We start from the raw sequence: 555 nt of genomic DNA, 5'->3' as shown, positions 1-555 counted from the left end.
TGATTGACGGCGGTTTGACTCATCTCACGGCCAACACCCTGAACAATACCGGCACCGGGCGCATTTACGGGGACCAGCTGGCCCTCCAGACGGGTACATTGAATAACACCGCCCAGGACGGCAAAGCTGCGGTCATTGCGGCACGTGACCGGCTGGACATCGGCACCGGAACGCTCAACAACCAGCATCATGCGCAGATTTACAGCGTGGGCGACATGCGCATCGGCGGCCAGCTGGATAATACCCTGACGGCCTCCGGTCAAGCCCGTGAGCTCAATAACCACGCCGCGACGATTGAAGCCGGGCGCCACTTGAAGATGAATGCCGACCAGATTAACAACACCAACGCCGGGTTGGTGACTCAGGTCGTCGAAACGGAAAAATCTCAGCATCACGACGCGGTACTGAGCGGCCAGACCACTCGCTATGACTGGTCACAGGTGGACACTTCCCACCGCAATAAATACAAAGTGCACGATGCCATCATGCCGGATGGCAGCCGCAGTAATGACTTTTACGAATATCAGTACACCCGGACCGTCAAGGAAACTCAGG

The 555-nt window shown here is 57.3% G+C and carries 1 pseudogene; it reads left to right on the top strand.

From position 1 onward, the window contains the following. Positions 1 to 555 (top strand): annotated as a pseudogene (locus EAE90_RS23355) (hemagglutinin repeat-containing protein); the annotation flags it as partial.

This window comes from Photorhabdus caribbeanensis (assembly GCF_018448885.1).
In the GTDB taxonomy this organism is placed as follows: Bacteria; Pseudomonadota; Gammaproteobacteria; order Enterobacterales; family Enterobacteriaceae; genus Photorhabdus; species Photorhabdus caribbeanensis.
This window is presented reverse-complemented; position numbering and strand designations above follow the sequence as displayed.